Below are 21,387 nucleotides of genomic sequence, written 5' to 3'. Positions count from 1 at the left end.
CCTCTCAATGCTGAAGAGCACCACGGCTTCGTTGAAGCCGGCCGAGGTCGAGAAGAAGTGGATCCACATCGACGCCGAAGGCGTCGTGGTGGGCCGCCTCGCGACCTTCATCGCCAACCGTCTGCGCGGCAAGCACCGCGGCGACTACACCCCCCACGTCGATTGCGGCGACTATGTCGTCGTCACCAACGTCGACAAGGTGGTGTTCACGGGCAAGAAGAACACCGACAAGATCTACTACCGCCACACCGGCCACCCCGGCGGCGTCAAGTCGACCACGCCTGAAAAGGTGCTGGGCGGCCGCTTCCCCGAGCGCGTCCTGGAGAAGGCCGTCGAGCGGATGCTGCCCAAGGAAAGCCCCCTGGCCCGCAAGCAGATGACGCACCTGCGCCTGTTCGCCGGCAGCCAGCACGACCACGAAGCCCAGCAACCGGAAACGATCGACTTCAAGTCGGCGTCGCCCAAGAACACCCGGAGCGTCTGAGCATGACCGACGTGACCAACGAAACCGCGACCGGCTTCGACGCCCTGAAGGGCCTGACCGCCTCGGCCGAGAACGACGCCCCCGTCTATGTCCAGAAGCTGGACGCCCAGGGCCGCGCCTATTCGACCGGCAAGCGCAAGAACGCCATCGCCCGCGTCTGGGTGAAGCCCGGCACCGGCAAGATCACCATCAACGGCAAGGACCAGGAGCAGTATTTCGCTCGTCCCGTGCTGCGCATGATGATCGCCCAGCCGCTGACCGTGTCGGACCGCGCCACCCAGTATGACGTGATCTGCACCGTCGAAGGTTCCGGCCTGTCGGGCCAGGCCGGCGCCATCCGCCACGGCCTGTCGCACGCCCTGACGCATTTCGAACCGGAACTGCGCAAGGTCCTGAAGCCGCACGGCTTCCTGACCCGCGACAGCCGCGTCGTCGAGCGCAAGAAGTACGGCCGCGCCAAGGCTCGCCGCAGCTTCCAGTTCTCGAAGCGCTGATCGCATTCATGCGGTTTGGATTTGGGGCGCTTCGGGGAGACCCGGAGCGCCCTTTTTCTTGCCCATCTCCTCCGGCAGGAGCGGGACGGCCAGGGAGCAGCCTATGACGACCCACACCATTTTCATCGACGGCGAAGCCGGCACTACCGGACTGGAGATCCGCGAACGTCTGGAGGCGCGTGGCGATCTGGACCTGATGCTGCTGGGCGACCGGCGGCGCGATGTGGACGCACGGCGCCAAGCGCTGAATGCGGCCGATGCGGTGATCCTGTGTCTGCCTGACGACGCCTCGCGCGAAGCGGTGGCCATGATCGAAAATCCGTCAGTCAAGGTGATCGACGCCTCGACCGCCTATCGGGTCGATCCGGACTGGACCTATGGCTTCGCCGAGATGGATGCGGACCAGCGCGCGGCGATCGCCGCCTCGACACGGGTGTCCAATCCCGGCTGCTATCCCACCGGCTTCATCGCCCTGATGCGGCCCTTGGTGAAGGCCGGGCTGGTCCCGGCCGAATGGCCGGTTACGGTCAACGCGGTGTCCGGCTATTCCGGGGGCGGCAAGGCCATGATCGCAGAGTTCGAGGCCGACGACGCCTCGACCGCCTATCGCGCCTACGGCCTGACGCTGAAGCACAAACATGTGCCCGAGATGACCAAACATTCGGGCTTGTCGCGCCCCGTCCTGTTCGCTCCCGCCGTCGGAAACTATCGCCAGGGGATGCTGGTCGAGGTTCCGCTGCATCTGTCCGCCCTGCCGGAGACGCCGTCGGTCGAGCGGCTGCACGGCGCCCTGGTCGAAGCCTATGAGGGCCAGCCGTTCGTCGAGGTCGCCGACCTGGAAGAGACCGAGGCCCTGACGGGGATCGAACCCGAGGCCCTGAACGGCACCAATCGTCTGCGTCTTCACGTCTTCGGCGACCGGGGCGGAGAGCAGGCGCGCCTGGTCGCCCTGCTGGACAATCTGGGCAAGGGGGCGTCAGGCGCGGCGGTGCAGAATCTGAACATCATGCTGGGACTGGATGAGGCGACCGGGCTGAACTGAGCTTGGAGGACGGGAGAGAAACCTTTTCCGACTCGCCTTCGTACTGAGAGCATGACCCTGTCCGTGCTCCCCCATCGCCGCAGCCTCTTGACCGGCGTCCTCGCCCTGGCCGCCTGCTCGCCAGAGCCTACGGCGGCGGGCGAGGCCCAATACGCCGCCTCGCCCTATCGCCGGATTTCGGACGCGGAATGGCGGCGGCGGCTGGGCGACGCCGCCTGGCGGGTTCTGCGGCATGAGGCGACCGAACGTCCTTTCACCAGTCCCTTGAACGATGAGCATCGACGGGGGACCTTCGTCTGCAAGGGGTGCGACCTGCCCCTGTTCCGCTCGAGCTGGAAGTTCGAGTCCGGCACCGGCTGGCCCAGCTTCTATGAGGTCATGGGCGCCAACATCGGCCGCAAGCGCGATTTTGCGATCGGCATTCCTCGCACGGAATATCATTGCGCCCGCTGCCTGGGACACCAAGGCCACGTCTTCAACGATGGTCCCCGCCCGACCGGACTGCGTTATTGCAACAACGGCGCGGCCCTGAGGTTCGTTGCGGCCTAGGCTCGATTGGCCCGGATGGCGGAATCGACCGCCACGCCGAACCAAACCGAGGCGATTAGGATCAGGAGGCCATAGTCATGACCCGGCAGAAAGACCGGCGCGGCGGCGGCGAAGATCAACACCAAGGGAAACAGGCCGGCCCAGACGGCGGAGGCTGCGGAGGCCGGATGGATCATCGGCTGGGGCGTGGGGCGTTTCAGAAGCCGGTTCATCCCGCCGTTGAAGGCGACGAACAGGGCCGAACAGACGACGGCGGTGATCAGATATTTCGCCGCCTGGCCCGGCGCTCCGAACGCCGTCGCCGTCATGATCAAGAGCGCCAGGGCGACGCCCGTGCTGAAGGCCAGCATGAGGTTGGGTTCCAGACGGTTCAAGACTTCACCTTCACATAGGCGCCGGGGGCGGGTTCAAGCGGGGGCAGGGGGCCGGCCGACGGATCGCGCGCCGCGACGGGCTCGCCCGATCGCGCCCGCAGCCAGGCCGCCCAGTGTTCCCACCAGCTGCCGGGCGCCTCCACCGCGCCCGCCTGCCATTCGGCCAGGGTGTCGGGCAGTTCGGCGTTGGTCCAGTGCTGATACTTCTTCGCCGTCGGCGGATTGATGACCCCGGCGATATGGCCCGAGCCCGCCAGGGTGAAGGTGACGTCCTCGCCGCCGAACAGTTTGGCGGACCGATAGACCGAGTTCATCGGGGCGATGTGGTCCTCTCGGCTGGCCTGGAAATAGAGGGGGATCGTCACCTTGGACAGGTCCGCCGTCAGCCCGCCGATCTTGAACGCCCCCTGGGCCAGGGCGTTGGCCCCGTACATCTGGCGCAGATAGGCCAGGTGCAGGGCCTTGGGCATCCGGGTCTGGTCGGCGTTCCAGAACAGCAGGTCGAAGGCCGGCGGATCCTTGCCCAACAGATAGTTGCTGACGAAGAAGGACCAGATCAGGTCATTGGACCGCAGGGCGTTGAAGGTGTCGGCCATGGCCGCGCCCGGCAGGACGCCGCCGGCGGCGTCCATCTGGCGCTCGATCTCGGCGATCCAGTGGTCGTCGGTGAACAGCAGGAGGTCGCCGGCCTCGGCGAAATCGTGCTGGGCGGCGAAGAAGGTGGCCGCAGCGATCCGCTGATCGTCCCTGGCCGCCATATGGGCCAGGGCTGCGCCCAATAATGTACCGCCGATGCAATAGCCGACGGCGTTGAGCCGATCGGTCCCGGCCTGCTCCAGCGTCTTTTCGACGGCGCGGTAGACGCCCTTCTCCAGATAGTCGTCAAACCCGTAGCCCGCCTTGTCGCGATCGGGATTGACCCAGGAGCAGACGAAGACGGTGAAACCCTGGCTGGACAGCCAACGGATCAGGGAATTGCCCGGCTGAAGGTCGAGGATGTAGAATTTGTTGATCCAGGGCGGGAAGATCAGCAGCGGAATCCGGTGCTGGGTCTCGGTCGCTGGGGCGTACTGGATCAGTTCGAACAGATCGTCGCGCCAGACCACCTGCCCCGGCGCGGTGGCGACGTTCTGACCGACGACGAACTTGCCGTAGTCCGCCTGGCTGATCCGCAGCGATCCGGCGCCCCGTTCCAGATCGGCGGCGAAGTTCTGCATGCCCTTGACCAGCGATTCGCCGCTCGTCTCCGCCAGGGCCTTCAGGGCGACGGGATTGGACGCCAGGAAGTTCGACGGCGAAAAGGCGTCCGTCAGCAGACGGGTGAAGAACTGGGCGCGCCGCTTCACCGCCGGATCGACGTCCTCGACCCCCGCGATCAGGCCGTTCATCCAGTCGGACGTCAGCAGATAGGAGCGGCGCATCAGGTCGAACATCGGGTTCTCGGACCATTCCGGATCCTTGAACCGCTTGTCGGCGGGGGCGGGCTTCGCCGGTTCGCCGGCCGCCTGACGCGCCGTATCGGCCCACAGGTCCATGTAGCGGCCGAACAGATCGGCCTGGGCCTGAAACAGCTTTTCGGGGCGCGCCGCCAGACCGCCCATGATCGACGTCAGGGCGGGCGCGATGTTGAAGGGGTCGGGCGACAAGGCCGCCGGACGGTCGGCCTGCGACAGGGCGGCTTCGGCCAAGGCGCCCTGCGCCATCATCGCCGCCTTGGCCAGGTTCATCGACAGAGTCTCGATCAACTGGGCCTGGTCGGCGCCGAAGGGCGGGGCGACGTCCTCGGTTTCGGGCGGCCTCGTATCCGCCGGAGCGGGCTTGGGACCGCGCTTAGCGGCGGAGGCCGCAGCCTCCGATGCGTCGGCCTTCGCGGCCTTCGCGGCCTTGGGGGCCGTCTTGGCTTTTGAAGGGCGGGGCTTGGCCGAGGTCGGGCGTCCCGCCTTGCGCGGGGTCGGCTCGGTGCGGGGTGCGCCCGGCTTGGGCGGGCTGTCTTCGGGAGCGCGGGCCATTGGTTTCCTCCACCTTATTGTGCGCGTCACGCCGGTTCGAACCCGCGCCCTTCCGCAGAGGACGATGATGGCATAAGACGAACCTCGAAATGAACGCGCACTTATCTAAAATGAAGCCGGCGGGCCGAAAATGAGGCGAGCCGCCTCCGTCGTCTGTCTGACGGGCCTCATCGCAGCCTCGGGCGGTTGTGCGCGGTCGCTGGGTCTGGACACCGATCCCGCCTCGCCCATTGCGCCGCGCGTCCAGGCGCTGGTCGACGCCAATCGAGACTATCCGCGCTGGCGTGATTTCCCCGCCGCCCCGACCGATCTGCCGCAGGTCGCTGAGGTCGGGCGATCAATCGATCGGCTCCAGGCCGAGGGCTCGACCCTTGCGCAGGAGGCGGCGCGAATCGAATGGACGATGACCGACGCCGAGGCTGAAGCCGCGGCTGTCCGCGCCCAGGTTTGGGCCGTTCCCGTATCGCCCGACGCGGCCCGCACCCAGGCGGATATCGAGGCCTTCGCTCAGGAACTGAGAGATCGCGCCAAGGCGCCGCCGCCGGTCGATCGCCGACCGATCCCATGAGGCGGTCGCCGGGGCGGAGAATCCCCGGATGATGCGATGATGGCGGACGACGGCGGCTTCAAGATCGACAGCGGTTTTCTGGGCGTGTCCCAGTCCCTGTCCGGGCGGGCTTGGCGACAACGCCCGGCGGACCCGGCCCTGATTCGCGCCCATCGTCAGGGGCTCGGTCTCGACGAGCCCGTGGCGCGGGCGCTGGCGGCGCGCGGCGTGGGCGCCGATCAGGGTGCGGATTTTCTGACCCCGACCCTGCGGGCGCTTTTCCCCGATCCGTCCAGCTTCATGGATATGGACAGGGCGGCCCAGGCGATCGTCGATGCACTGCTGGCCAAGGCTCGGGTGCATGTCTTCGCCGACTATGATGTGGACGGCGCGTCGAGCGCGGCCTTGCTGGTGCGCTGGTTCCGGGCCATGGGCGCCGACCTGCCTCTGTACGTCCCTGATCGCTTGACCGAAGGCTACGGCCCGTCGGCGCGCGCCTTCGACACGCTGAAGGCGGCCGGGGCCGATCTGGTCGTCACGGTGGACTGCGGCGCCGCCGCGAACGAAGCTCTGGCCCATGCCGCCGCCATCGACCTGAAGGTCGTGGTGATCGACCACCATCTGATGCGGTCGGAGCCGCCGCAGGCCCTGGCGGTGGTCAATCCCAATCGACCCGGCTGCAACTCAGGTCAGGGCAATCTGGCGGCGGCCGGGGTGGTCTTCGTGCTGTTGGCCGCCTTGAACCGCGAGGCGCGGCGGCGAGGCCTGTTCGCCGACCGGCCTGAGCCGGACCTGCGGCAGTGGTTGGACCTGGCCGCCCTGGGGGCCATCTGCGACGTCACCGGCCTGACCGGGTTCAACCGCGCCCTGACCAGTCTGGGCCTGAAGGTGATGAGCGACTGGAGAAATCCCGGTCTGCGCGCGCTTCTGGCCGCCGCGGGCGCGGAACAGGGCGCGGCCAAGAGCCATCACGCCGGCTTTATCCTGGGACCGCGCATCAACGCAGGCGGTCGGATCGGGCGCGCGGACCTGGGGGCCCGGTTGTTGTCGACGGATGATCCGGCCGAGGCCCAGCAATTGGCGCTGGAGCTGGACGCCCTGAACCTGTCTCGGCGCGACGTCGAGCGCGCTGTGACCGACGCCGCCGTGCGCAAGGTGGAGGCGAGCGGGGCGCACGTCGATGACACGCCCGTGATCGTGGTGGCCGGCGAAGACTGGCATCCCGGCGTGGTCGGCATTGTGGCGGGGCGTCTGAGGGAACGCTGGCGCAAGCCCGTGATCGTCGTTGGATTGGACCCGGTGACGGGACTGGGCAAGGGGTCGGGCCGGTCCCAGCCCGGCATGAACCTGGGCCGGGCGGTCCAGGCGGCTTGGGAAGCAGGGCTGCTGCTGGCCGGGGGCGGCCACGCCATGGCGGCCGGGTTGACGGTCGAGGGCGGCCGACTGGCCGAACTGACCGCCTTTCTGGCGGAGCGGCTGTCCGGCGAACGGGAAGACGCCGTGGCGATGGATGTGCTGGAGATCGACGCCCTGATCGATCCGGCCGCCGCTCGCCGCGATCTGTTCGATTCGTTCGAACGTCTGGCGCCGTTCGGTCCGGCCAATCCCGAGCCCGTCTTCGCCCTGGGCGGGGTCCAGGCCCGCGAGGCGGTGCAGATGAGCGGCGGTCATGTGCGCTGTCGTCTGGTCGGTCCTGACGGGGCGTCCGTCCGCGCGGTGGCCTGGCGTTGCGCCGATCTGCCGATCGGCCGGGCCCTGCTGTCGGGCCAGGGGGGGCTGAATGTCGTCGGTCGTCTGAAGGCGGACGACTGGAACGGCCGGCGCGGCGTTCAGTTCGAGATCGAGGACGTGGCCGATCCCCGTCGCATATGACGGTCGCCGCTTCGAGACCAGGCTGCTGAAAAACTCGAAATCCGCGCTTGCACCCTTTTGAGGGCGCGGCTATATCGCCGGCTCTCCCGCGCAGCGGTCCCTTCGTCTATCGGTTAGGACGTCAGGTTTTCAACCTGAAAAGAGGGGTTCGATTCCCCTAGGGACTGCCACGCGGTGAAGCTGAGGGCCTGGCCGCCTGCCGCCTCGCCTATAGAAATCCTCGCCAATTCAATCGTTGAGCGGCGCGCCGGATTGGTGTCGTTTGTGCGACACAACCGAGACGTTTCTGCTAACCTCGCTCAACATTCCCACCCCCTGCGGCCAGATTCCGCTTTCCAAAGATTCGCGGAACAGTGTTAAACGGAATCTAAGGGTCCGTAGAGGAGCGGGCGGGGGTATTAGGTTGACTGATTACCACGGGATTGAAACGGCGGAGACCGTTCGTGTCGTCGGTCGCGTCAAATGGTTCGATCCGACGAAGGGCTATGGCTTCATCGTTCCGGACGATCCGACTTTGACCGATCTGCGGGACGTGCTGCTGCACATCAGCAGTCTGAGAGACAAGGGGCGCGACCATGCGGAAGAGGGCGCGCCCATCGTGTGCGACTGCGTGCGGCGCGCCAAGGGATGGCAGGCCGTCCAGGTTCACGACCTGGGCGTCGGCGACGTCGCGGCGGTGGCGAGACGGCCCGGTACCGAGGCCGACAAGCCGGCGCCGCCGCTTGACGCCGGCGCGACGCTGGAGCCCGCCGTGGTCAAATGGTTCAATCGCACCAAGGGCTACGGATTCGTCGTGCGTGATCGCGAACCCGGCGATATCTTCGTCCATATAGAGACGCTGCGCCGTTGTGGACTGGACGATCTGGTTCCCGGCGACGCGGTTCAGGTGCGGTTCGCCAGCGGCCCCAAGGGGCTGGTGGTGGCGGAAATCAGAACGGGCGGCTGAAGGTCGCCCCGGAGGGCGGATGGTCGATCTGGTGCGACGTGCGTTTTCAGCCGGCTTGATGGCGCTGGCGCTGGCTGGGTGCGCCGCCAAGGCGCCGGTGGGCGTCAACGGCGAGCCGATGCAGCGGCTGGCGGTCGTCACCGCCTCGGGCGAACACGCCTTCTGGGTTGAGATTGCGGACGATGAGCCCGAACGGCAGCGCGGGCTGATGTTCCGTCCCCCGTTGGCGGACGATCAGGGCATGCTGTTCCAATGGCCGGGAGAGCCGCCGCGCGAACAGAGCTTCTGGATGCGCAACACCCCCAGTTCGCTGGACATTCTCTATATAGATCCGAAAGGGCGAATCGTCTCCATCGCCTCGCACGCCACGCCCTTTTCCGAGACGCCGATCCCCTCGAACGGCGCCGCCAATGGGGTTCTGGAACTGCGCGCGGGGCGGGCCTCCGAGATCGGCGCCAAGCCCGGCGACAAGGTTTTGCACCCTTATTTCAAGCCATGATTTGCGGATTGCGCGCTGAAGTGCCAATAGAGCGCTCCGTTCGGTCCGGGGTGTAGCGCAGCCTGGTAGCGCATCTGGTTTGGGACCAGAGGGTCGGAGGTTCGAATCCTCTCGCCCCGACCATGGAACGGCCGCTGGATTCCGTGTCCGGCGCGCGTTATGGCAGGTCCACAGGACCTGCCGATCACTAGGGATTTCGCCATGCTCGCCCGCATCTACCGCCCGGCCAAGACCGCTATGCAGTCCGGCAAGGCCAAGAGCCGCGACTGGCGCCTGGAGTTCGAACCGGCCTCGGCCCGCACAATCGACCCGCTGATGGGCTGGACGGGCAGCTCCGACATGAACGGCCAGGTGCGCCTGACCTTCGATTCGAAGGAAGAGGCCGTCGCCTATGCCGAACGTCACGGCATTCCGTTCCGGCTGCACGAGCCGCACGAGGCGCCGACGATCATCAAGGCCTATGCCGACAACTTCGCAACCAACCGCAAACAGCCCTGGACGCACTGACGTCGGGCGTTTGCCAGGCGCCCTTAGCTCAACCGGATAGAGCACCCGCCTTCTAAGCGGACGGTTGTAGGTTCGAGTCCTACAGGGCGCGCCATTCTCCGGCGGCGGCGATCAGAGCTTTCTCGATGACAGACCCCGCTTTCGCCTCTCCTCAGATTCGAGTCGCCGCCCTGTATCGGTTTGCGCCGATAGGGGAGAGCAAGCTTGTTTTGGTGCGGGATCGGCTTCAGGCGGTCTGCGACGCGTGCGGCGTCAAGGGCACGCTTCTGGTTGCGACCGAGGGGCTGAACGGCACGATCGCCGGGCCGGAGGCGGGGATTGAGGCGGTGCTGGGTGAGATCCGCGCCCTGCCGGGGTTCGCCGATCTGGACGTCAAATACGCCTGGACGGGGGAGGCGCCCTTCCTTCGGATGAAGGTCCGCATCAAACGCGAGATCGTGACCATGGGTCAGCCCGATCTCGACCCCGCGCGCCAAGCGGGGGTCTATGTGGCGCCTCGGGACTGGAACGCCCTGATCGCTGATCCGACCACCTTGGTCATCGACACCCGCAATGACTATGAGGGCGAAATCGGCGCTTTCGAGGGGGCGGTGCAGCCGAACACCCAAAGCTTCCGCGACTTTCCCGACTGGTTCCGCACGGAAGGCCGGGCGCTGCTTGACGAACGCAAGCCGCAGCGGGTCGCCATGTACTGCACCGGCGGCATTCGTTGCGAAAAGTCGACCGCCTTTCTGAAAGCGGAAGGGGTGGAGAACGTCCACCATCTGGAAGGCGGCGTCCTGCGCTATCTGGAAGAGGTCGATCCCGCCGACAGCCTGTGGCGGGGCGACTGTTTCGTTTTCGACGAGCGGGTGTCAGTCGGACATGGTCTGGTCCGGGGCGAGCACACGCTTTGCCGGGGCTGCCGCATGCCTGTGGACGCGGCGGGGCGGGCCTCGCCCCATTTCATCGAAGGCGTCTGTTGCGACCGTTGCAGGGACACGCGCGACGACGCCCAGAGGCTGCGCTATGCGGAGCGGCAAAGACAGATCGAGCTGGCCCGAAGGCGAGGGCAGGCGCATCTGGGGCGAACGGATCCGGCCTGACGGGGCGCCGGCGGAAGCAGTGTCCGCTTTGTAGGTTAAATAAATAAAAACAATGTCATAAGCCACAATCTTGAATTGTTCCCACGTCTGTACCCACCTTTCGGATTGCCTCTGGATGAGTTCTAATCAGCCGGGGTCAGGCTGGATGACGCGGCGTGACTCAAAGGCGACGTTGGGCGCATACGCTTTTCGCAAGCGCCGAGTTCTGATCGTGAATCCGAGGCGCTACCAAACCACCACTCTTTCGTCTGGTGGTCGATCCAGAGCCGCGTCCGGCCCGACATGGAATGCGGCGTACCAGGCGTCGAGATTGCGGACGACGCCGTTGACGCGGTGGCGGGCCGGGGAGTGGTAGCTGTTCTGAGACTGACGCCTCAGGGCGTCTTCAGTTGGCTGTGTGCGCCAGAACTGCGCCCATCTCAGAAAGAAGCGCTGCTCTGCGGTGAAGCCGTCCAACCGGGCGTTCATTTCCATCCCGGTCTCCGCCGCATGCAGCCGGAGCGCATCAAGCGCCAGGGTCACCCCGACCAAATCTGCGAGGTTCTCGCCGAGAGATCGGCGCCCGTCCAGGTGAACGCCGGGTAGAGGTTCATAGCTATCGTATTGAGAGACCAGCCGTTCGGCCTTGGCGTCGAATGCGGCGCGACTGGTCGGCGACCGCCTTACCGCGAGTGCGAGGCAATCCCCATACGACGATTTGGCTTACGCTCTTCTCTGGCTCAGTAGACCGCACACCCAGTAATGATGGCGACTAAAAGGACGAGTCAGCCATGCGGAGCGCTATCGGTTGGCAGAGTTCTCCAAGCTGCAACATGCGCTCCAGACGCATTTTTCAGGGGACCGTCACGACGCTGAACATCGTCGAGGGGGCATAAGACTGCCGAGTTTTTCGCTTCTTGCGCGCGCGTCGCTGGGGCTTGCCTGACACGACAGGACCCGCCTTCTCGAGCTTGGCGGCCAGCGACGACTTGCTCGACGCGCCTAAGGAAGAAGCGTCAGCCCTGGAAACGTCAAGGTTCCCGAGGCGACGCAACTCACCCCAGACCCCGTGAAGCTGACGGTCGAAGTCGGATTGTCGAAGATTCCGGGCGACATGGAGGACATGCAGGTGGATCCTCCTGACACACTCCAGTTCAGGATCACCTGGCTGTTAATCCCCGACGGCAGGGTGGACGGCGTGGGGGCGACCAGACTTCCAAACCCATTCAGGGTCACCAGGAAGCAGTTCGGTCCCGTCAGGGTTGACGTGACCAGGCTTGGCACATTGTTCTGCATTCGCCAGCTCGATCGCACCGAGCAGGTGACCGGTCCTATGAAGGTTTGGAAGGTGACGGTCCCGGTCGCCGGCGCCGTCACCCCGGGGGGCGGCAGATAGAAGGTGCCTGCTTGAGCCTGTTCCGCCGAAACAAGGCTGATCATGGAGGCGGCGGCGGCCGCCATGAGCGTAGTTCTCAGCATCGATACCTCCTCTACACGCGCTGATTGACTACCTACAATTTCGTAAATAGCGCGAGAGTCAATCCGATGCTGAGGCGCGCCTCGCTGCCGCTCGGCTCAATGTCCTTCGGCGCCCTGAAGACCCGTGAATCGGATCTGCTGTCCGAAGGATAGCTCCAGCGTATTTCCTTCTGGATCGCTGATGTAAGTCCAGTAGCCGACCGGAGGCGGGCTTTGAACGGGCGGAGACCGCAGGATGCCCCTGCGCCTGGCGAGGTCCGCGAGACGGTCCACTTCGCCCTGATCCCGGCACGCCAGTCCAATGTGCCCAAAGGGACCGAGCGGCGTGTCGTCGAGCTGGTTTGATTCGACCAGCACGACCGTGAACGCGGTGTGGGGATCGGCCAGCCAGGCGACGCGGCTGATACGGCCCTCCGCACGGCGTTCATGCACCAGCCGCAAGCCGGCGAAGGTTTCATAGAACTCACGACTGCGGTCCATTTCACGGACGACCAGGGCGATGTGGCTCAGGCCGCGGTCTAAGGAGGGTGTATCGGACATCGGGCGCTCCCTTGGTGATTGCGCGCCAATCTTCATTTATTCGCATTCCGCATGGAAATGGATATTTAATATGGAGATCATGCGTATGACGAATGAACTCGCCGGCATTGATCTCAACCTGCTCGTGGTCTTGGACGCTTTGCTTTCTGAACGCCATGTGACCCGTGCAGCGCTGAGGCTGAACAAGACCCAGCCCGCCGTCAGCCACGCTCTGGCGCGTCTTCGGGCTCTGCTTGATGACCCGATCCTGGTTCGCAGAGCCGGGAGGCTGGAGCCGACCGCGCGCGCACAGGCGTTGGCCGCGCCCCTTGGCGAGGCCCTCGCCGTGCTCGGAGGGCTTTTGCGGGATGAGGTCTTCAGTCCGCAGACCCTCAGGCGGGCGTTTCGGGTCTCGATGTCCGACTACGCCGCCGAGGTTCTGTTGCCGGGGCTGGTCAGGCGCCTTGTTGAAACGGCGCCGGGTGCGGCCTTGCGGCTCGTGTCCCTGGGCCGCGAGGCCGCCCTCGGGGCGGTTCGGTCCGGCGAGATCGATCTGGCGATCGGCGTCTATCCGGGCGTGCGGGACGAGGGCTTGCGCGGTTCGGATCTCTTCATTGATCAATTCGCCTGTCTTGCCGACGAGGCGGCGGGCCTGCCGGCGACCTTGGAGGACTATCTGTCCCGACCTCATGTGGCGGTGGCGGCGTCGCCGGACGACAGGGGCGAGGTGGACGCCGCCTTGAAAGCCTTGGGCCACGCTCGTCGGGTGATCTTCACCCTGCCGCACTGGTCCGTCGCCCCTCGGATTGTCAGAGGGACGGACCTTATCGTGACGGCGGCGCGCCGAAGCCTTGAGGCGCGCCGGGAAGACGGTCTGACCCTCGGGGCCCCGCCGATCGACCTGGCCGGTATTTCGCTTGTCCAGGTCTGGCATGACCGGCGGGACCATGATCACGGTCTGCGTTGGCTCAGAAACGAGATCGAGACGGAAGCGCAGGCGACGCCCTGAGTTGGCGACGTTGAGCTGCAGCCGCCTGTTCGATCCGTGATGATCTCTTGGGTTTCAGGATTTCCGTGATGCGTTGAGACCCAGTAGCACGAGGGTTGGCAGTGTCAGCGTGTAGGCGGCCAGAGGCCAAACTGTGCTGCCGTTGAATAGGATCACGGCCAGGGTCCCAACGAGGCTTACGATCAGGCTCTGGCCCGCAAAGTAGAGCGCGACGGCCAGGCCCGCCTGATCGCCGAAGGCTTCGAGGGCGCCATTCGCCGAGACGGACACGGTCAGGACGATCCCCACTGCCATGATCCAAGACGGGAGGATGACGCTCCCTATGGAGGGCTCGCCGAAGGCGGCGCTCGCGCCGAAACACAGGGCGCTCGCGAGCAGCAGGCCCATGCCCCGCTGAACGGCGCCCGCCACCCCCCATCGGTCCAAGCAAGGGCGAGCGGCATGGGATGCGACGATCATGACGAAAGCCGTGCTGGCGAAGGCGAGGCTGAACTCAAGCTCCGACAGTCCCACCCTTTCGACAAGAATGCGTGGCGCCGTCGAGACGTAGACGAAGAAGGACCCCATCGCGGCTCCAAACGCCAAGGTGTAGATTTGGAAGGCCCAACTGCGGAGAATGGGGCCCGGGCGTGGGCGAGAGGCTTCGCCCAAAGGGCGCGTTTCCGTCCACCGCCAAAGCGCGTGCATCAGGGGCGGAAGCGTCAACGCGGCCAAGAACCAGAAGATCGCCCGCCAGCTCAACTGCGCTGAAACGAGCGCCCCGAGCACGGGTCCGAACGCGGGCACAAAGGCCAACATCGCGCTGAACAGGCCATAGATCCGGACACTCTCCGGCTTGTCGCCGTACACGTCACGGACCGTCGCGAAGGTCGCCACCAGCATCGCCGCGGCGCCCATCGCCTGAGCAAGCCGAAGGACGACGAACGCCCAGCCTGACGCCGCCATCGCCAACAGGCCCGAAGTCACCGCGAACGTGAGCGCGCCGGACAGAAGCACAGGCCGCCGACCGAACCGGTCTGAGAGCGGGCCGAAGATGACTTGCCCGAGGCCGAGGCCGAGGAGGTAGACGCTGAGCGTGAGCTGGATGACGGGTGGATCGGCCTGCAAAGCGGCCGGCATGGCCGGCGTCACGGGCAGATAGATGTCCATCGCCAGCGAGGCGAGCAGGTCAAAGGGCGCCATCAGCAGGATGGCGGTCGGAAGGGCGTGGGCCCAAATGGGCCGGTTGTCGGACATGAGGGATCGCTTCGCGTCAAATGCTGGATTTGACGGCGATCAGCCGGGTGGAGGTCAGCAGATCGCCGCAACAACGGGTTCGTCGTTGCGGCCTATTCGTCCGAGGCCTTCGTGCCACCCATCTCAGGCGCCTCCTGCGTCTTCTTGGTCAGGCTTTGTCTGGACCTAGACAAAGCAAAGGTCCAGCGACCGAAGCCGCGCAGGGCTGTGGCGGCCGACGGGCGCTGTCCGACAAAACCGAAAGCCCTCTGGTGGGGCTTGGCGAGAGGGTCTTCGGCGCAGCCGCCTTAAACCGCACATCGATCGAAGCCGCCTTCAGCCGCCGTCGGTGCGAACGGCGCTCCCGATCCGGTGGCGCGCGTCCACCTTCAGAACGGCTTGTCGTTTGGACGACTCATTCTTCCGCACTGGGTTGGAAAGTCAGTCGCCCGACGAGGCCGCTTCGCCCGCCGCTGCGGTTGGATAAACCGAACTGCCCGCCTTGGGCCTCCGCCAAGGTGCGAACGATGGCGAGGCCGAGGCCGGAACCGGACGCCTGGGAGGGCGCGGCGCGGAAGAATCGGTCTGTAAGGCGGGGAAGGGCGGCCTCATCGACGCCGGGGCCGTGATCCCAGACGCAGACCGCGCCCGTTGTTCGCACATGCACGATGACGGGCGGCGCGCCGTGGTGGAAGGCGTTGTCGATAAGATTGAGGATCTGTTCAGCGATTAGGTCCTCGGCGCCCAGAACGACCACGGCCTCTGCCGGAAGACGAAGGCGTAGAGCGCCGTTCGGGGCGGACCGGCGCGCCTTAGCCATTTGAAAGGCGCGCCGCGCCGCCCGGCCCAGGTCGGCAGACGACTTGATCCGGGCGCCGTCAGCCCGGGCCGTGGAAAGCAACTGGCCGACGAGCCGGGTCATGCCGGCGACCGCGTCGCGGGAGTCGTCGATCAGACGCCTCTCCCGCGCGGTCCAGGTCCTGGGCGCGCCCGCCAGCAGATCGAGATTGGCCGCCACGACCGAAAGCGGGGTGCGCAACTGGTGCGAGGCGTCGGCTGCGAAGCGCTGAACCCCCGACGTCGAGGCCTCAAGCCGCGCCAGGAGATGGTTGAAGGCGGTCAGCACCGGCTGGAATTCGCGGGGCGCCAGGTCGATGTCGGCGGGCGCGAAGTCGGCACGGGGACCGGGGCGGCGCGTCAGGTCGTCGATCAGCCGCTTGAGCGAGTTGAGGCCCCACTTCAAGGCCGGCCAGATCAGAAGCGCGGCCAACAGGACGAGCAGGGTGGGTGGCAGCAGCAGGCTGCGATATAGATCCAACAGGCTGGCGCGTCGCGAGTCCAGGCTCTGAGCCACCGACACGGTGACGGGGGCGGGTCTTCCTGGGATCGTCAGGGTTTGCTGGGCCATGCGAACCGGCACGCCGCGGACGGACAGGTCGGCGAAGATCGGAGCATCCGACGAGGCGTCGGGCAGGCGCGGCAACTCCTCATAGCCTGTGATCAGTCGGCCGCCCTCGCGAACACTGTAGAAGACGGCGTCCCGCTCGGGACCGTCGAGCAGGCCCAGAGTCCAGGGCGCGACATCGACAGTCACCTTGCCGTCGGCGACCGAGACCGTTTCCCGGATGGTCTGCAGCGCCCCCGCCAGGAGGCGGTCGGCCGTCTCCGCCACCACGCGGTGGGCCGTCCAAGCCCCGACCGCCAGCACCACGACGGCGAACAGGGCCAGGGGCGCGACCTGGGCGATCAGCAGACGTGTCACCAGACTGTGGGGGCGGCGCGAGCCGGGCGCCTCGCTCATGGATCGAGACGATAGCCGCGACCGCGGATATTGGTCACGGCGGGGCCGTCAGGCTGCAACTGGCGCCTCAGCCGACCGACATGGATCTCCAGGGCGTTGAGCGAGGGAGCCTCATCCTGCGGAAAGACTTCGGCCGCCAACAACTCCCGATCCACCACCTGGCCAGCGCGCGAGGCCAGAACGCGCAGGGCCGCCCATTCGCGCGGACGGAGCGACAGCTCCCGGTCATTGACCTGGGCCCGGCCGGCGTCCCAGTCGCAGACCAGTGAGCCGACGATCGCGGCGCCCGCCGCCCGACCCTGGCGTCGACGCACGATCGCTCTCAATCGGGCGATCAGTTCCGAAGGGGCGAAGGGTTTGACGAGATAGTCATCAGCGCCGAAATCCAGTCCCGCCACCCGGTCGCCCAGGGCGTCGCGCGCGGTCAGCATGAGGACGGGCGTCTGCGATCCCCGCCGTCTGAAGGCCTTCAGGACCTCGAAACCGTCGATGTCGGGAAGGCCGATGTCCAACACGGCAGCGTCGAACCGCTCCGTCGCTTCCAGATGAAGGGCTTGGTCCCCGCTGTCGGTGGAGCGGAGTTCGAAACCGACCGCCAGAAGGCTGGCCTCGAGCGAATGCTGAAGCGCCTTGTCATCCTCGACGACCAGTATTCTCATGGCGATGCGAAGGAGCGGATCATGAGCGGTACAATAGCGGGAAACCCGCCCCGGTGAAGACGGACCGCCGACATCTGCTTCTCGGACTCGCGGGGGCGGGGGTTTCGGCCTGCGCGGGCGAGCCGGACGGGGTCGCGACGGCGCCCCGCGTCCGATGGCTGGCCAGGCGCGAGGGCGGGCTGCACATCCTCACGAACACTAGCCTGATGGGGCCTGTGCTGGCGGCGTTTCAACGGCGCTGGCCCGAGATCGCGGTGCGGCTCGAGGACATCAACTCGACCCTGATCGCGAACCGAGTCCAGTCCCGCGCCGCCTCCGGACTGGAGGGGCCGGATCTGGTCTGGAGCACAGCGATGGACGTGCAGGTCAAGCTGATCAATGACGGCTACGCCCAAGTTTATCGATCGCCGCATCGGGCGGCCATGCCGGACGGCTCGGTCTGGCGAGACCAGGCGTTCGGTGTGACGGCCGAGCCCGTCGTCTTCGCCTATAATCGCAGGCGGTTGCCGTCGGAGATCGTGCCGCGCAGCCACGCCCAACTGCTCGAACGGCTGTCTACCGACGCGGACCGGTTTTTCCGCCGGGTCACCCTGTATGACGCCGAACGCAGCGGGGTGGCGCTTCTGCAACTGTCGGCCGACATCCAGATCTATCCCGACGCTTGGGCCCTGATGACTGCCCTGGGGTCTACTCATCCGCGTGCCGATACGTCCGGCCAAAGGATGATGGGCCAACTGGCTGAGGGCCGCATGGCCTTCGCCTACAATATGAACCAGTCTTACGGGGCGTCGTGGGTCGCCCGGGCGCCCGATATCGGCCTGGTTACGCCAGAGGACTATCATCTGTCCGTCTCGCGCGTGGCCTTCATACCCCGCAACGCGGCCCACCCCAACGCCGCCCGGCTTTTTCTGGATTTTCTTTTATCGCGTGAAGGGCAGAGGATCATCGCCGGCCTGGGGGTCCGCCCGGCTCGCGACGACATTCTTACCGAGCGTCGCACCTCTATCCCCGGCGCTCGGCCGGTCCGTGTGGGACCGGCCTTGCTCGCCAATCTTGATCAGGCGCGTCGCGAGGGGCTTCTGCAGCGTTGGCGGGCCGCCATGCAGGCGGCGCAACGGGCGCCGGACGACCCTAGGGCGCCCTAAGGCTTTCCTGTGGATAAGTCTCTTTCTTCTGAAGGCGGTGTTTCTGTCACCTCGCTTTCACCGATCCTGCGGTGACCGATAGTCGCTCGGCGACAAACGACTGACGCGCTTCAAAAGCGGCATGTAATTGCATGAATGTGAAAATAGAAGCATTAGCCTTGCGAGGTGTGCCGATTTGACAGGCATTCGTTGGTCGATCTTACTCGCTTCAGCAAGGCGGGAGAGATCGGTTCCCGCCGACGCCGAAGGCGCAACCGCCCCGGAAACGCTCAGGCAAACGGACCGTCTTGCTGAAGGAACGCTGGAGAGAAGGTCGAATCCGGGGGATGCGGCCTCGCCGAAGGAGAAAGGGTCGGCGAACGGCCTGAAGCTCTCAGGCCCAATGACAGCGGGGGCGAACGGGCGCCGCAGAGCGCCGGTCGCATTGGGCAACCCTGGGGAGGGGCGTCATCGCCATGAGGAATCTCGCTTTGTCTCGTCTTAATCGCAACCTGACCTACTATTGCAGCGCCATCGCGCTGATGGCCTGCGCCACCTCTGTCCATGCCCAGGATGCGGGCGCTCCAGAGGATGCGGCCTCGGTCGATGACATCGTCGTCACCGCCTCGCGGATCGACCGCGCCGGCTTCGAGGCGCCGACGCCGACCATCCATCTTTCCGCCGAGGATCTGTCGGTTGGCGCGCGGCCGAATATCGCCGCCGCCCTCAACGACATGCCTCAATTCCGCGCCACCACATCGGCCCAGACGACCGGCACCAACACCGGTGCGGGCAATGCGCCGGTCGATCTGCGCGGCTTGGGCATCAACCGGACCCTAGTCCTGATCGATGGGCGTCGCGTGTCCAGCGAGAACGATCTGAACGCCGTGCCGTCAGTGCTGGTCAAGAGCGTCGACGTGGTTACGGGCGGCGCATCGGCCGCCTGGGGCTCAGGCGCCGTCGCCGGCGTCGTGAACATCGGCATCGATCGCTATTTCACCGGCGGCAAGCTGGGCGCCGAATACGGCGTGTCCTCCTACGACGACGCTGAGCAGGAACGGTTCGAAGGCGCCTGGGGCGCAGACTTCGCCGACGGGCGCGGCCATTTCGTCATCGGCGGCGAATACCTCGACAACGAAGGCGTCATCCCCAAAGCGTCGCGCCCGAATATCGGCCGATGGGCCACCGTCAACGGCGCCCTGCAGCCGGACGTCGGTTTCGCCAACGCCGCTTACGGCGGTCTGATCCTGTCGGGCGTGAACCGCGGTAAGGTGTTTAACCCGGACGGCACGCTTCGGCCTTTCGATTACGGCACAGTCAGCGGAACCAACTCGATCGGCGGCGAAGGTCCGTCCAATGACGATCTCAGCCCCCTGGTCACGCCGCAGCGCCGCTACACCGGGCTGGCCAGCGCCGTCTATGAGATCAATGACAAGCTGCGGGTTACGGCTGACGTCCGTCACTCGCGGATGTGGAACGACTATGTCTGGTTCGGCGATCACGATCGCGGCGACCTGACCATCAGCATCGACAACGCCTTCTTGTCGTCCACGATCAAGCAGCAGATGGCGGCCGCTGGCCAGACGTCCTTCACCTTCGGACGTTTCAACTCCGATCTGTCCTATTCCACGATCGATTTCGAGCGCGTCACCACCCAGGCCACTCTGGCTGTGGACGGCGAGTTCGGCGACAGCTGGCGCTGGGGCGCCTACTACAGCCACGGCGAGTTCGAGAATAATATCGATACGCCCGGTTTCCTGCTGAAGACCGAATTCGCCAATGCGGTCGATTCCGTTATCGATCCCGTGAGCGGTCGAGCCGTCTGCCGCGTGACCCTGACCAATCCCAATTCGGGCTGCGTGCCGATCAATCTCTTCGGCCTGGGCGCGCCGTCTCAGGAAGCCATCGACTATGTCACCGGCACGCCTCAGCAGCGGGCCACCACCAAGCTGGACGTCGCCGGCGTCAGCCTGCGTGGCGAGCCCTTCAGCCTGCCGGCCGGCGACGTGTCGATCGCCGTCGGCCTGGAAGCCCGCAAGGAGCAGACCGATCAGCGCATCGGCGAGCTGGACGCGGCCAAGGCCTTCAAGACGTTCAGCTTCTCGGCCATGTCCGGCGAGTTCAGCGTGAAGGAGGCCTTCGCCGAAGTCCTGGTCCCGATCGTCAAGGATCTGCCGATCCTGAACGACCTGCAGTTCAATGCTGCAGCTCGCATCTCGGACTACGACACCACGGGCTCGATCTGGTCTTGGAAGGTTGGCGCCACCAACGAGTTCTTCCCCGGCTTCCGCGGCCGTGTGACTCAGTCGCGCGATATCCGTTCGGCCAATCTTTCGGAGCTGTTCACCACCACCACCACCGGCTGGAACAACATCAATGACCCGGCCAAGAACGGGGCTTTAGTTTATACGCTGAACAACGGCGGCGGTAATCCCAACCTCCGCCCGGAGACCGCCGATACACTGACCCTGGGCGTCACCTATTCGCCGCCTTCGATCCCAGGCCTGAACCTGTCGCTGGATTATTACGACATCAAGATCGACGACGTGATAACGACGATTGCGCCGCAGGATCTGGTCAACCGCTGCTACAACGGCAACCTCGACCTCTGCTCCAAGGTCGAGCGCGACTCGGCGGGCAATCTGGTCCGCACCATGTCCACCTATGTGAACCTGGCCGAGTACCACACGGACGGGATCGACGCCGAGGCCTCCTACGCCTCCGACGCCGACCTCTGGGTTCCGGGCGCGACGGGCCGGGTGATGATGCGCTTGGTCGGCACCTGGGTGAACAGCCTGACCACGGACGACGGCGTGACCAAGATCGAATATGTCGAATCCCAGGGCTATTCTTTCGGCCTGGGCGTACCCAAGCTGCGGGTCAACGCCAGCCTCGGCTGGAAGGGCGAGGTGTTCGGCGCGAACCTGCGCGCGCGCTACATCTCGGCGGGCGACTACAACAGCACCGTCGCCATCTCGAACAACCACATCGACGCCTTCACCTATGTCGATCTAGGGCTGACGGCCGACCTGGCGCACTACGGCGCAAACGGGGTCGAGCTGTACGCCAATGCGACCAACCTGTTCGACAAGGACCCGCCGGTCGGGTCGCTCTATTCGCCGTATTACGACGTCATCGGTCGGTACGTCACGGTTGGCGCGCGGTACCGCTTCTAGTTCTGGTTCTGCGCTCCG

20 protein-coding genes, 3 tRNA genes, 1 pseudogene and 1 riboswitch are annotated in these 21,387 nt (G+C 65.8%); of the genes and pseudogenes, 16 read left to right on the top strand and 8 right to left on the bottom strand.

All coding sequences use genetic code 11. The annotated features are described in order from the left end of the window. Window positions 1–7 precede the first annotated feature (7 nt). The 4 genes from rplM to msrB all read left to right on the top strand — a co-directional run bounded on the left by rplM (window position 8) and on the right by msrB (window position 2,569). Complete coding sequence (gene rplM / locus ACZ5M6_RS11985; protein ID WP_054765955.1) at window positions 8–484, top strand: 50S ribosomal protein L13; 477 nt, start codon at window positions 8–10, stop codon at window positions 482–484. A gap of 2 nt (window positions 485–486) precedes the next feature. Then, window positions 487–978, top strand: a complete 492-nt coding sequence (gene rpsI / locus ACZ5M6_RS11980; RefSeq protein WP_054765954.1) for a 30S ribosomal protein S9 — start codon at window positions 487–489, stop codon at window positions 976–978. Window positions 979–1,081: 103 nt separating this feature from the next. Continuing rightward, window positions 1,082–2,020, top strand: a complete 939-nt coding sequence (argC, locus tag ACZ5M6_RS11975) for an N-acetyl-gamma-glutamyl-phosphate reductase (RefSeq protein ID WP_054765953.1) — start codon at window positions 1,082–1,084, stop codon at window positions 2,018–2,020. 51 nt (window positions 2,021–2,071) lie between these two features. Continuing rightward, on the top strand, window positions 2,072–2,569 hold the full coding sequence (gene msrB, locus ACZ5M6_RS11970) for a peptide-methionine (R)-S-oxide reductase MsrB (RefSeq protein WP_054765952.1): 498 nt from the start codon (window positions 2,072–2,074) through the stop codon (window positions 2,567–2,569). On the opposite strand, the gene ACZ5M6_RS11965 is transcribed toward msrB, so the two are convergent. Then, window positions 2,566–2,943 carry a hypothetical protein gene (locus ACZ5M6_RS11965; protein ID WP_228184286.1) on the bottom strand — a complete coding sequence of 126 codons (378 nt, stop codon included), beginning with the start codon at window positions 2,941–2,943 and terminating at the stop codon, window positions 2,566–2,568. The genes msrB and ACZ5M6_RS11965 overlap by 4 nt on opposite strands. Then, entirely contained in the window at window positions 2,940–4,952 is a 2,013-nt protein-coding gene (gene phaC, locus ACZ5M6_RS11960; protein ID WP_464158740.1) for a class I poly(R)-hydroxyalkanoic acid synthase, read from the bottom strand. The genes ACZ5M6_RS11965 and phaC overlap by 4 nt, the downstream gene beginning before the upstream one ends. A 130-nt stretch (window positions 4,953–5,082) precedes the next feature. On the opposite strand from phaC, the gene ACZ5M6_RS11955 reads away from it, so the two are divergent. The 9 genes from ACZ5M6_RS11955 (at window position 5,083) to trhO (ending at window position 10,408) form a co-directional block, all read left to right on the top strand. Continuing rightward, window positions 5,083–5,520: a hypothetical protein gene (locus ACZ5M6_RS11955; protein WP_464158739.1), complete on the top strand. Its 438-nt coding sequence runs from the start codon at window positions 5,083–5,085 to the stop codon at window positions 5,518–5,520. A gap of 39 nt (window positions 5,521–5,559) precedes the next feature. Further along, the gene (recJ, locus tag ACZ5M6_RS11950; RefSeq protein ID WP_464160124.1) at window positions 5,560–7,371 is read left to right on the top strand and encodes a single-stranded-DNA-specific exonuclease RecJ; all 1,812 of its coding nucleotides are present in this window, start codon (window positions 5,560–5,562) and stop codon (window positions 7,369–7,371) included. Between the two features lie 95 nt (window positions 7,372–7,466). Then, a tRNA-Glu gene (locus ACZ5M6_RS11945) sits at window positions 7,467–7,541 on the top strand. A 233-nt stretch (window positions 7,542–7,774) separates the two neighbouring features. Then, the gene (locus ACZ5M6_RS11940) at window positions 7,775–8,317 is read left to right on the top strand and encodes a cold-shock protein (protein WP_464158738.1); all 543 of its coding nucleotides are present in this window, start codon (window positions 7,775–7,777) and stop codon (window positions 8,315–8,317) included. 19 nt (window positions 8,318–8,336) lie between these two features. After that, complete coding sequence (locus ACZ5M6_RS11935) at window positions 8,337–8,816, top strand: DUF192 domain-containing protein (RefSeq protein WP_054765944.1); 480 nt, start codon at window positions 8,337–8,339, stop codon at window positions 8,814–8,816. A gap of 46 nt (window positions 8,817–8,862) precedes the next feature. Beyond that, a tRNA-Pro gene (locus ACZ5M6_RS11930) sits at window positions 8,863–8,939 on the top strand. A 78-nt stretch (window positions 8,940–9,017) separates the two neighbouring features. Next, window positions 9,018–9,323, top strand: coding sequence for an ETC complex I subunit (locus ACZ5M6_RS11925; protein ID WP_054765943.1), 306 nt, complete (start codon window positions 9,018–9,020; stop codon window positions 9,321–9,323). A gap of 17 nt (window positions 9,324–9,340) precedes the next feature. Further along, a tRNA-Arg gene (locus ACZ5M6_RS11920) sits at window positions 9,341–9,417 on the top strand. A gap of 31 nt (window positions 9,418–9,448) precedes the next feature. Continuing rightward, complete coding sequence (trhO, locus tag ACZ5M6_RS11915) at window positions 9,449–10,408, top strand: oxygen-dependent tRNA uridine(34) hydroxylase TrhO (protein ID WP_464158737.1); 960 nt, start codon at window positions 9,449–9,451, stop codon at window positions 10,406–10,408. A gap of 225 nt (window positions 10,409–10,633) precedes the next feature. Here trhO and ACZ5M6_RS11910 read toward each other — a convergent pair. The 3 genes and pseudogenes from ACZ5M6_RS11910 to ACZ5M6_RS11900 form a co-directional block, all read right to left on the bottom strand. Then, window positions 10,634–11,071, bottom strand: a pseudogene (locus ACZ5M6_RS11910) (M13-type metalloendopeptidase); the annotation flags it as partial. Window positions 11,072–11,389: 318 nt separating this feature from the next. Then, window positions 11,390–11,866, bottom strand: a complete 477-nt coding sequence (locus ACZ5M6_RS11905) for a hypothetical protein (RefSeq protein ID WP_336967209.1) — start codon at window positions 11,864–11,866, stop codon at window positions 11,390–11,392. Window positions 11,867–11,962: 96 nt separating this feature from the next. Next, window positions 11,963–12,406: a VOC family protein gene (locus ACZ5M6_RS11900; protein WP_464158736.1), complete on the bottom strand. Its 444-nt coding sequence runs from the start codon at window positions 12,404–12,406 to the stop codon at window positions 11,963–11,965. Between the two features lie 79 nt (window positions 12,407–12,485). Here ACZ5M6_RS11900 and ACZ5M6_RS11895 point away from each other — a divergent pair, with 79 nt between their 5' ends. Then, the gene (locus ACZ5M6_RS11895) at window positions 12,486–13,394 is read left to right on the top strand and encodes a LysR family transcriptional regulator (protein ID WP_464158735.1); all 909 of its coding nucleotides are present in this window, start codon (window positions 12,486–12,488) and stop codon (window positions 13,392–13,394) included. A 54-nt stretch (window positions 13,395–13,448) separates the two neighbouring features. On the opposite strand, the gene cml is transcribed toward ACZ5M6_RS11895, so the two are convergent. The 3 genes from cml to ACZ5M6_RS11880 form a co-directional block, all read right to left on the bottom strand. Then, the gene (gene cml / locus ACZ5M6_RS11890) at window positions 13,449–14,630 is read right to left on the bottom strand and encodes a CmlA/FloR family chloramphenicol efflux MFS transporter (protein ID WP_182713109.1); all 1,182 of its coding nucleotides are present in this window, start codon (window positions 14,628–14,630) and stop codon (window positions 13,449–13,451) included. A 394-nt stretch (window positions 14,631–15,024) separates the two neighbouring features. After that, the gene (locus ACZ5M6_RS11885) at window positions 15,025–16,410 is read right to left on the bottom strand and encodes a sensor histidine kinase N-terminal domain-containing protein (RefSeq protein ID WP_182713108.1); all 1,386 of its coding nucleotides are present in this window, start codon (window positions 16,408–16,410) and stop codon (window positions 15,025–15,027) included. Beyond that, on the bottom strand, window positions 16,407–17,069 hold the full coding sequence (locus ACZ5M6_RS11880) for a response regulator (protein WP_054765938.1): 663 nt from the start codon (window positions 17,067–17,069) through the stop codon (window positions 16,407–16,409). Before ACZ5M6_RS11880 ends, ACZ5M6_RS11885 begins: the two co-directional genes overlap by 4 nt. 53 nt (window positions 17,070–17,122) lie before the next feature. On the opposite strand from ACZ5M6_RS11880, the gene ACZ5M6_RS11875 reads away from it, so the two are divergent. Together ACZ5M6_RS11875 and ACZ5M6_RS11870 are read left to right on the top strand one after the other, a co-directional pair. After that, on the top strand, window positions 17,123–18,214 hold the full coding sequence (locus ACZ5M6_RS11875; RefSeq protein WP_464158734.1) for an ABC transporter substrate-binding protein: 1,092 nt from the start codon (window positions 17,123–17,125) through the stop codon (window positions 18,212–18,214). Between the two features lie 207 nt (window positions 18,215–18,421). Beyond that, window positions 18,422–18,509: riboswitch (glycine riboswitch) on the top strand. Between the two features lie 175 nt (window positions 18,510–18,684). Further along, window positions 18,685–21,369: a TonB-dependent receptor domain-containing protein gene (locus ACZ5M6_RS11870; RefSeq protein WP_464158733.1), complete on the top strand. Its 2,685-nt coding sequence runs from the start codon at window positions 18,685–18,687 to the stop codon at window positions 21,367–21,369. Window positions 21,370–21,387 lie beyond the last annotated feature (18 nt).

This window comes from Brevundimonas sp. Br13 (genome assembly GCF_055391505.1).
This window is presented reverse-complemented; position numbering and strand designations above follow the sequence as displayed.

Excerpts from the sequence above, each read along its gene's own strand:
- rplM (WP_054765955.1), top strand. The coding sequence starts at position 8 with ATGCTGAAGAGCACCACGGCTTCGTTGAAGCCGGCCGAGGTCGAGAAG.
- rpsI (WP_054765954.1), top strand. The coding sequence starts at position 487 with ATGACCGACGTGACCAACGAAACCGCGACCGGCTTCGACGCCCTGAAG.
- argC (WP_054765953.1), top strand. The coding sequence starts at position 1,082 with ATGACGACCCACACCATTTTCATCGACGGCGAAGCCGGCACTACCGGA.
- msrB (WP_054765952.1), top strand. The coding sequence starts at position 2,072 with ATGACCCTGTCCGTGCTCCCCCATCGCCGCAGCCTCTTGACCGGCGTC.
- phaC (WP_464158740.1), bottom strand. The coding sequence starts at position 4,952 with ATGGCCCGCGCTCCCGAAGACAGCCCGCCCAAGCCGGGCGCACCCCGC.
- ACZ5M6_RS11955 (WP_464158739.1), top strand. The coding sequence starts at position 5,083 with ATGAGGCGAGCCGCCTCCGTCGTCTGTCTGACGGGCCTCATCGCAGCC.
- recJ (WP_464160124.1), top strand. The coding sequence starts at position 5,560 with ATGGCGGACGACGGCGGCTTCAAGATCGACAGCGGTTTTCTGGGCGTG.
- ACZ5M6_RS11935 (WP_054765944.1), top strand. The coding sequence starts at position 8,337 with ATGGTCGATCTGGTGCGACGTGCGTTTTCAGCCGGCTTGATGGCGCTG.
- ACZ5M6_RS11925 (WP_054765943.1), top strand. The coding sequence starts at position 9,018 with ATGCTCGCCCGCATCTACCGCCCGGCCAAGACCGCTATGCAGTCCGGC.
- trhO (WP_464158737.1), top strand. The coding sequence starts at position 9,449 with ATGACAGACCCCGCTTTCGCCTCTCCTCAGATTCGAGTCGCCGCCCTG.
- ACZ5M6_RS11905 (WP_336967209.1), bottom strand. The coding sequence starts at position 11,866 with ATGCTGAGAACTACGCTCATGGCGGCCGCCGCCGCCTCCATGATCAGC.
- ACZ5M6_RS11900 (WP_464158736.1), bottom strand. The coding sequence starts at position 12,406 with ATGTCCGATACACCCTCCTTAGACCGCGGCCTGAGCCACATCGCCCTG.
- ACZ5M6_RS11895 (WP_464158735.1), top strand. The coding sequence starts at position 12,486 with ATGCGTATGACGAATGAACTCGCCGGCATTGATCTCAACCTGCTCGTG.
- cml (WP_182713109.1), bottom strand. The coding sequence starts at position 14,630 with ATGTCCGACAACCGGCCCATTTGGGCCCACGCCCTTCCGACCGCCATC.
- ACZ5M6_RS11885 (WP_182713108.1), bottom strand. The coding sequence starts at position 16,410 with ATGAGCGAGGCGCCCGGCTCGCGCCGCCCCCACAGTCTGGTGACACGT.
- ACZ5M6_RS11880 (WP_054765938.1), bottom strand. The coding sequence starts at position 17,069 with ATGAGAATACTGGTCGTCGAGGATGACAAGGCGCTTCAGCATTCGCTC.